This window comes from Gemmiger sp. An120 (assembly GCF_002160955.1).
In the GTDB taxonomy this organism is placed as follows: Bacteria; Bacillota; Clostridia; order Oscillospirales; family Ruminococcaceae; genus Gemmiger_A; species Gemmiger_A avium.
The window spans coordinates 57,472-65,216 of sequence record NZ_NFLN01000015.1; the positions used below are offsets into that span (position 1 = coordinate 57,472).

Sequence of the window (7,745 nt, forward strand, 5' to 3'; positions counted from 1 at the left end):
AATATGGCATCCATCAAGATTGAGAATCTGAGCTACACCTATCCCGGTGCGGACAGGCCTGTGCTGGATCACGTCGATCTTGAAATCATGCCCGGAGATTTTCTCGCAATCGTCGGCAACAACGGTTGCGGGAAATCTACGTTGTGCAAGGTTTTGAACGGACTGATCCCGCATTTCATCTCCGGCGATTTTCAGGGCCGTGTGCTGATCGACGGCCAGGACACCCGCCAGGCCGACGTGGGCGTTCTGGCACGCAAGGTCGGCTATGTGTACCAGGATTTTGAGAACCAGATCGTGCGCCCCACCGTGCTGGACGACGCCTCATATGCCTGCCTGAACTATGGCATGGCGGACTATCAGGCGCGGGGCCGTCAGGCTCTGGCCCAGTGCGGTCTGCAGAACCGGGAAAACGAGTACATCTGGCAGCTTTCCGGCGGGCAGACCCATCTGCTGGCGCTGGCCGGGGCGGTGGCGCTGGGACCGGATATTCTGATTCTGGACGAACCCATTGCCCAGCTGGACCCGGGCCATGCGGACCGCATCTACGGCGTTTTGCGGGAGCTGAATGAAAAATACAACAAAACCATCCTGGTGATCGAGCACCACACCGAGTACATCGCCGATTACTGCAAGCATGTTCTGCTGCTGCGGGACGGGCGCGCGGCCTGGTATCTTCCGGTGCGGCAGGCGCTGAGCCGGGTGGAGGAGCTGCAGGCCAGCAACATCTTCCCGCCGCAGGTCACCCTGGCGGCCCACGCGCTGCAGGCCAAAGGCCTGCTTCCCGCCGGGGGCGAACTGCCCACCACCATCGGGGAAGGAAAGCAGGCGTTCCGGTCAATCCCCCGGCCGGAATACCGCCGCCCCTGCCCGCCGCCCGCCCGGCAGCCGGGCCAGACGGTGGCGGAGTTCCAGAATGTTTCGGTGTCCTACCGCTCGGTCAAGGGCGAACCCCATACCGTGTTCCATAACCTGAACCTGACCCTGCACAAGGGCGAAAACATTGCCCTGATCGGCTCCAACGGGGCGGGCAAATCCACCCTGATGAAGCTGCTGGTGGGTCTGCTGCGCCCCACCGGGGGCGAGATTCGGCTGGGCGGCCAGTCCCTGAAAGAGCAGAAGCCGGAGCAGATCGCCCGCAAAATCTCGCTGGTGTACCAGAACCCGGAAGAGATGTTCATCAAGGACTCCATCCGGGACGACATCGCCTACGCCATGCAGGTGCGGCAGGTGGAAAACTGGCAGACCCGCACCGAGGAACTGCTGGCCCGTTTCCGGCTTACCGATCTGGCTGACCGGGATGGCCGCCTGCTTTCGGGCGGGCAGATGCGCCGGGCCAGCCTGGCGATCGGCATCGCGCTGAACCCGTCGCTCCTGCTGCTGGACGAGCCCACCGCCAACCTGGACATTGCCACCCGCAAGGAGATCCTGCGCACACTGAACGACATGAAAGCCATCACCGAAACGGTCATGATTGCCACCCACGACATGCAGCTGGTCTGCGAATGGGCCGACCGGGTGGTGGTGCTCTGCGGCGGCAGCGTGGTGGGGGACGGCACCCGGGACACTATCTTCGGCGACCGGGCCCTGACCGAACGGGTCGGCATCCGTCCGCCGGAGATTTTCGCCATGGGCCGCGCGGTCTGCGAGGACGCGCTGTGCTACACGGTGCCGGAATTTGTACAGCTTTTCGGGGAGGGAAAGCGCAATGCTGAATAAACTGTCGGAGAGCATTCTGGACAAGTTCTCCATGGATTTTCTGCGCAACCAGGTGCTGAAAAACGCCTATGGCAACGACGATACCCTTATCGCCATGCGGGACCCGCGGGTATTGCTGCTGTGGTACCTGTTCTTTGGCCTGGTGCCCTGGTTTGTCAACGATATGGTTTTTCTGCTGGGCTGCTTTGTGCTGGTGATGATCACCACCCTGCTGGCCCGGGTGGCGGGGCTGGTGCTGTTCCTGTTTGCGCTGGGGGTATTCTCCCAGACCGGCTATCTGCTCATCGTGACCCTGCTGTTCGGCGGGGACGCCTCGGCCATTCTGCCGCTGCTGGTGCTGACCCTCAAGGTCACTACCGTGTCGCTGGCTTCGGTCACCGTCTTTTCCGGCCTGGACCCGGACCGGCTGTCCAACGGCCTGATGTGGTACGGCTGCCCGGAGCGGCTGTCCTTCTCCATCTCCTATGCCTACCGGATGCTGCCCATGCTCATGGAGGAGTTCCAGAACGTGCTGCTGAGCTACCGGCTGCGGGGCAACCCACCCGCCCATGACTCCATCCCGGGCAAGATCCGCTACCTGATCTATCAGATCAAGGTGATTGTTCATTCTTTCTACCCGCTCATGCTGAATACGGCCAAGCGCAGCCGCACCACCGTCGAAGCGCTGGAAATAAAGGGTTACCGCTACGCCGCGTCCAGCAAGAAGGTGCGCCGCATGAAACTGGCCTCTCTGAAGATCAGCTATGACGACCTGATCTTTGCGGCGGTATCCTTTTTGTGGGTGGCCGTGACCATGCTGCTGTCGAGCATTCTGTAAGGAGGCCCTGTCTTGTATCTGGATTTTCACACCCACGGGAAGCTGGCGAAAAAGCTTCCCTTTTCGCCGGAGTACACCCACTGGCTGTTCTCCGAAGCCAAAAACGCTGGTCTGGACGCGCTGTGCCTGACCGAGCATTTCAACACCCTGGGCTTTGCCCAGGTTTACGGCTATATTGCCGACCATGCCGAGCCCGACGGGGATACCCTGCTGTTTGACGGCCTGCGGATCTTTCCCGGCATGGAAACCGATATTGCCGAGGGCGGGCATATCCTGTCCATCGGGCCGCTGGACGCCATCCTGGAACTGAACCGCCGCCTGGAACCCAACAAAGAAAAAGGCCATTTTCTGCCCTTTGCCCAGCTGATGGATCTGTTTGCCGAGTATCCCGTGCTGGTGGGCGCCGGCCATCCCTACCGGGCTGGGGGCCATATTCCGGAACTGCCCGCCCGGCAGCTGGAACGGCTGCATTTCCTGGACATGAACGGCAAGGACATTGCCGAAGACCGTCTGCGTACCGAGCAGCTGACCCGCGCCCTGGGCCAGCAGCTGCACAAGCCGGTGGTGTCGGGCAGCGATACCCACCAGGCGGTGCAGTACGGCTGCATCCGCACCCGCTTTGACCGCACCGTCAACCGGATACCGGAACTGTATGTGGAGATGCAGGCAGGCCGCTACGAAATCTGCGTTTCTCCCGAGGCGGCGTTCCAGGTGAAAACCGCCGCCCTGCTCAAGCGGGCGCTGAAAGAAATCCACGCCCTGGGCGGCGACTATGTGTCGGTGCTGCTGGGCGGAACCCCCAAGTGGAGCGAACTGCACCGGGACGAGGCGGCCGAGTAACATGACCGAACAAGAAATCCTGTTTAAAAAAGCGGTTTCCGCCGTGCAGGCGGCGGGCAGCCTGCTCACCGGGCCGGGCACAGACCTGGCAGTATCGGAAAAAGGCCGGACTGATTTTGTCACCCGTGTGGATACCGCGGTGCAGGCCCGTCTGCAGCAGGAGTTGTCCGCTTTGGCCCCGGATTTTCAATTCATGGGGGAGGAAAAGGACAACCGGGAAATCGACCCGTCCCGCGCATTGTGGATTCTGGACCCGGTGGACGGTACCACCAACCTGATCCACGGCTTTCGTCAGAGCACCATCTCCCTGGCTCTGGCGGACGGCGGGCAGGTGTTCGGTGGAATCGTGTACCAGCCCTTTGCGGGGGAATTGTTTACCGCGTTCCGGGGCAGGGGAGCATTCCTGAACGGAGCACCCCTGCAGGTCAGCCGTGCTGCCTGCCTGCGGGACAGCCTGGTCTCGGTGGGCACCAACCCCGGCCGCCGGGAAAACGCGGATGCAGCCTTTGCCCGGATGCGCCGGATCTACGACCGCTGCCACGATATCCGCCGGGTGGGGGCCGCTTCGCTGGAACTGTGCTGGGTTGCGGCGGGCCGTCTGGACGGATATCTGGAACACGGCCTGAAACCCTGGGACTACGCCGCCGGCGGTCTGATCCTGCAGGAGGCAGGCGGCACGATTACCGATTTTTCCGGCTGTCCGCTGCCCTGCGGCCAGGCGGGGGACGTGGTGGGCACCAACAGCCGCATCCACAAAGAACTGATTACGCTTCTGTAAAGGAGACTCCATGAAACTGCAATTTCCCCAAATGCCGGACAAACTCACCCAGACCGAAAGCCGCATCCTGGACTATGTGGAGGGCCACCGGGAAGAAGTCCTGTTCATGACCATCGGGCAGCTGTCCGCGCAGATCGGGGTATCGGAGGCCACCATCTCCCGGTTTGCCAGGCATGTGGGCTGCCAGGATTACAAGCAGCTGAAAAACCTGATTGTTGAGCAGAACCATCTGGAGGGCCCGGCGGGAAAACTGGCCGGCACCCTGTTTGCAAGCGGCGGCTTCAGCGCCGCCGAATACCTGCGCCGTCAGCAGCTGTGCCTGGAAAAGACCATCCGCCAGCTGGACGACACATCCTTTGCCGGGGCGGTACAGGCGATTGGCAGTGCCCGGCGGGTCTGCATCCACGCCAAAAGCGCCTCCGCCTCGGTGGGAAAACTGCTCTTTTTCCGTCTGCGCCGCCTGGGAATCCCGGTGGTGCTGCTGCCCTCCGGCGGGTCGGAGCTGCTGGAAGGTCTGGCGCAGGTGCAGGCCGATGACCTGGTGATCTTCTTTGCCTTTTCCAAAACCTCCTGGGAGGGTCGCACCATCCTGGGCTGCTGCCGGGAGGTCGGCTGCAAAACCCTCTGTTTTACCAGTCGTCTGGTTGTGTCGGAAGAGGATACGGCTGATATTGATCTGTATGTCTACCGGGGCGAAGCCTCGGAATACCATTCCATGACCGCCGCCGTCGCCCTGGTGGATGCGCTGGCCGTGGCGGTAACCGAACAGCTGGGCGCGGAGGGCGCCATGCGCCTGCAGCGCCTGCACCAGCTGAAAAAAGCCTACGCCGATCCGGCGGGGCTTCGATAAACTATCCTGTCCTGTTCCCAACAGCAAGGCCCCCGGTTCCGAAGAACCGGGGGCCTTGCTGTTGCTTTTTTCAGTTCAGGCTGTCTTTCAGCTTTTGCAGCGCGGCGGCAAAAACAGGATTGTCCCGCAGCGGCCCAAACCGCACGTCCTCATCCACTGCTTTCAGCAGCATCCGGCGCATCTCCCGGGTGCTGGCCAGCTGCCCTTCGGTGCGGGTGTATTCCATCCCCGGGCGGAACAGATCCTCGTCCGGCAGTACGGCCGGGCCGGTGAAGGTGTCCACATACCGGGCAAACTGTTTCGCCGCGCCCTCCCGGTCGTCTGCCCGCAGGCAGAGTTCCATCAGCAGCCCGCTGCTGGTGTCCAGCAGGCCGAACAGCCGGGCAGTCTGCCCCAGTACCTCGCATAAGTCTACACCGAAATGACCGCCCGTTCCGTATATCCGAAAGGTAGGAAATCGGTCTAAAAAACAGGCTGTTTCCACGCTTTCGGAATTGTGGTAAAATAAATTAGCAGATTTGAATATATGGAGGTGTACAAATGAAGCGTGAATTAGGAATTGCAAGATGCGGTCTTGCTTGTTGTTTGTGTTCAGAAAATGTCAAGTGCAACGGTTGTGGCTCGAATGAATGTCCTGATAATGACCGATGTGAAAATAAAAAATGCTCTATTGAAAAAGGTATTTCTCATTGTTATGTGTGCCATGAAGATTGTAAAAAGGGACTATTAAGCAAAATCAAACCATATACTTTTACTTTGTTTATTAAAAAATATGGAGAAGAAAAACTGCTGGATTGTTTAGAAGAAAATGAGAAAAAAGGCATTGTATATCATCGAGAAGGTATAAATGGAGATTATGATGATTTTGACGATGTAGAGCAGCTAATGAAATTTATTTTGACAGGAGTTCGATAGCTTTCTGTTTCAAAATTAACAAGGAGATGTATATGGAACTATCCATACAGGAACGATTAAAAGACCTGCGTGTGGAGCGCGGACTGACGCTGGAACAGCTTGCGGAAAAAACCCATCTCTCCAAGTCCGCTTTAGGCAGTTATGAGGGGGACAACTTCAAGGACATCAGCCACTATGCCCTTATTGAACTGGCAAAGTTCTATGAAGTGACTGTTGATTATCTGCTGGGCCGTTCTCAAACAAGAAATCACCCAAACGCCGATCTTGCAGACCTGCATTTGAGTGATGATATGATTGAGCTATTGAAAAGCGGGCTGGTGGACAATTCTCTTTTGTGTGAGCTGGCGACACACCCGGATTTTCCCCGGCTCATGGCCGACCTTATCCCGGCTTGACTGACCCGCAGCTGCGACAGCTTATCGCCGCCCACATTGACGACGACAGCTTTTGCCGCTATGTGATACAGCAGGACATAAACAAGATAGCCTTCGACCTGCGGGAAGCCCACAAGGACGATTTTTTCAGCGTCCCGGAGGACAATCCTCTGGAAGATTTTTTGCAGACAGCCGAGGAAGCCGCTAAAGAGGACAGCGACCCGGAGCAGGCGGCTATGATGTTTATCTGCAAGCGGCTCAAGCTGAACTATGGGAAGCTGTCAGAGGAAGAAAGAAAGTGGCTGAAAAAGATTGCACAGAAGTCGGATTTGCTGAAAAATCCAAACCCGCAGCGGGGGAGAAAGTAAGAGAGCGACAAATTCTAATTTGTGGAGGAAAAACGTGTTATGAATTTAGAGGATTTAAGAATAGATTGTGCTATCAAGCAAAAGAGAGGTATTCATTTTATTTCAGCTTCTATTGTGATTTGGCTTTTGGTGATGATGGTACAATTCTTAGATTTACCGATTCTTACCAAGAATTTGCTAACATTTTGTTGTACCGCACCACTATTGCCTTTAGCATTTTTGATGTCCAAATTATTAAAGATCCAATTTCAGGACAAAAGCAATCCACTGAATAATCTAGGTATATTATTTTCGATAAATCAAATCTTATATTTATTGATTGCAATGTGGATTTATCCAACAGTACCAGAAAAAATGCTAATGGTTATTGCTATGATTTTTGGGGCGCATTTGTTACCATATAGCTGGTTATATAAATCAAAAACTTACATGATTATGTCAGTTCTTATCCCTATAGCTTCATTGATTGTTGGATGTAATTCTACACGTTTGATATTAGCGTTAATGATGCTTGTTTTTGAAATTATATTTACAGCATTGCTCATAATAGAAAATAGAAAAATATAATGTCTTCCACAACAACTCCCAGTTTATCGGGGAAATAGCAAAGCCACAAAATGGCTTCCCGCCCATTTCAATTTTGGGAAAAGAAACGCTCCAAAATCAAAACGAGAGCGGCCAAACACTTTGCGGGATTGGACGCCTTGTCCACCCATTCAGCGGGGCGGCGGTCAAGGCCGGGTGTAACCCCGTTCATTTCAGCCTTGACGGTTGCCCGCTGTCCTGCTACTTTTCCGGGAGTGTGGCCACAACTTCGGGACACTTTGTCCACAAGTCGGAGCGTAGGACGAGGGACGGGGGCTTTCATATACGCCCAGTCTGCTGTTGAAACCAGACCTGCGCTTGCGGCTCCACGCCACACAAGCACAGCCCTGTTTTCCTGCCGCTTCAAATGCCCTTGCCCTCCCCGGCGGCAACGGCATTTTCACGGCAACGCCGACAGAGCGTATAACACACTACACTTTGCTTCGCAAAGTCGTGTGCCAAATGGGGGCGTTGCCCCCTTTGGAAACCCCCACAAGAAAAG

Annotated in this window: 8 protein-coding genes and 1 pseudogene; 8 read left to right on the forward strand and 1 reads right to left on the reverse strand. The window is 56.5% G+C overall.

Translation table 11 applies throughout. From position 1 onward, the window contains the following. Window positions 1-3 precede the first annotated feature (3 nt). The 5 genes from B5E65_RS12005 to B5E65_RS12025 are packed head-to-tail and all read left to right on the forward strand — an operon-like array spanning window position 4 to window position 5,001. Window positions 4-1,716: an ABC transporter ATP-binding protein gene (locus tag B5E65_RS12005; protein ID WP_087172008.1), complete on the forward strand. Its 1,713-nt coding sequence runs from the start codon at window positions 4-6 to the stop codon at window positions 1,714-1,716. Next, window positions 1,706-2,533, forward strand: coding sequence for an energy-coupling factor transporter transmembrane component T family protein (locus B5E65_RS12010; protein ID WP_087172018.1), 828 nt, complete (start codon window positions 1,706-1,708; stop codon window positions 2,531-2,533). Before B5E65_RS12005 ends, B5E65_RS12010 begins: the two co-directional genes overlap by 11 nt. Window positions 2,534-2,545: 12 nt before the next feature. After that, window positions 2,546-3,373, forward strand: coding sequence for a PHP domain-containing protein (locus tag B5E65_RS12015; protein ID WP_087172009.1), 828 nt, complete (start codon window positions 2,546-2,548; stop codon window positions 3,371-3,373). A gap of 1 nt (window position 3,374) precedes the next feature. Further along, entirely contained in the window at window positions 3,375-4,151 is a 777-nt protein-coding gene (locus B5E65_RS12020) for an inositol monophosphatase family protein (RefSeq protein ID WP_087172010.1), read from the forward strand. A 10-nt stretch (window positions 4,152-4,161) separates the two neighbouring features. Then, the gene (locus B5E65_RS12025) at window positions 4,162-5,001 is read left to right on the forward strand and encodes a MurR/RpiR family transcriptional regulator (RefSeq protein ID WP_087172011.1); all 840 of its coding nucleotides are present in this window, start codon (window positions 4,162-4,164) and stop codon (window positions 4,999-5,001) included. A gap of 70 nt (window positions 5,002-5,071) precedes the next feature. Here B5E65_RS12025 and B5E65_RS12030 read toward each other — a convergent pair whose 3' ends face one another. Beyond that, window positions 5,072-5,344, reverse strand: a complete 273-nt coding sequence (locus B5E65_RS12030; RefSeq protein ID WP_087172012.1) for a hypothetical protein — start codon at window positions 5,342-5,344, stop codon at window positions 5,072-5,074. Window positions 5,345-5,541: 197 nt separating this feature from the next. Here B5E65_RS12030 and B5E65_RS12035 point away from each other — a divergent pair, with 197 nt between their 5' ends. The 3 genes and pseudogenes from B5E65_RS12035 (at window position 5,542) to B5E65_RS12045 (ending at window position 7,225) form a co-directional block, all read left to right on the forward strand. After that, entirely contained in the window at window positions 5,542-5,916 is a 375-nt protein-coding gene (locus tag B5E65_RS12035; protein ID WP_087172013.1) for a DUF3795 domain-containing protein, read from the forward strand. 32 nt (window positions 5,917-5,948) lie between these two features. After that, window positions 5,949-6,658 (forward strand): annotated as a pseudogene (locus tag B5E65_RS12040) (helix-turn-helix domain-containing protein). Window positions 6,659-6,697: 39 nt separating this feature from the next. Beyond that, window positions 6,698-7,225 (forward strand): DUF7010 family protein, encoded by a 528-nt coding sequence (locus B5E65_RS12045; protein ID WP_087172014.1) that lies wholly within the window; start codon window positions 6,698-6,700, stop codon window positions 7,223-7,225. Window positions 7,226-7,745: the final 520 nt, after the last annotated feature.

Excerpts from the sequence above, each read along its gene's own strand:
- B5E65_RS12005 (WP_087172008.1), top strand. The coding sequence starts at position 4 with ATGGCATCCATCAAGATTGAGAATCTGAGCTACACCTATCCCGGTGCG.
- B5E65_RS12010 (WP_087172018.1), top strand. The coding sequence starts at position 1,706 with ATGCTGAATAAACTGTCGGAGAGCATTCTGGACAAGTTCTCCATGGAT.
- B5E65_RS12020 (WP_087172010.1), top strand. The coding sequence starts at position 3,375 with ATGACCGAACAAGAAATCCTGTTTAAAAAAGCGGTTTCCGCCGTGCAG.
- B5E65_RS12025 (WP_087172011.1), top strand. The coding sequence starts at position 4,162 with ATGAAACTGCAATTTCCCCAAATGCCGGACAAACTCACCCAGACCGAA.
- B5E65_RS12030 (WP_087172012.1), bottom strand. The coding sequence starts at position 5,344 with ATGGAACTCTGCCTGCGGGCAGACGACCGGGAGGGCGCGGCGAAACAG.
- B5E65_RS12035 (WP_087172013.1), top strand. The coding sequence starts at position 5,542 with ATGAAGCGTGAATTAGGAATTGCAAGATGCGGTCTTGCTTGTTGTTTG.
- B5E65_RS12045 (WP_087172014.1), top strand. The coding sequence starts at position 6,698 with ATGAATTTAGAGGATTTAAGAATAGATTGTGCTATCAAGCAAAAGAGA.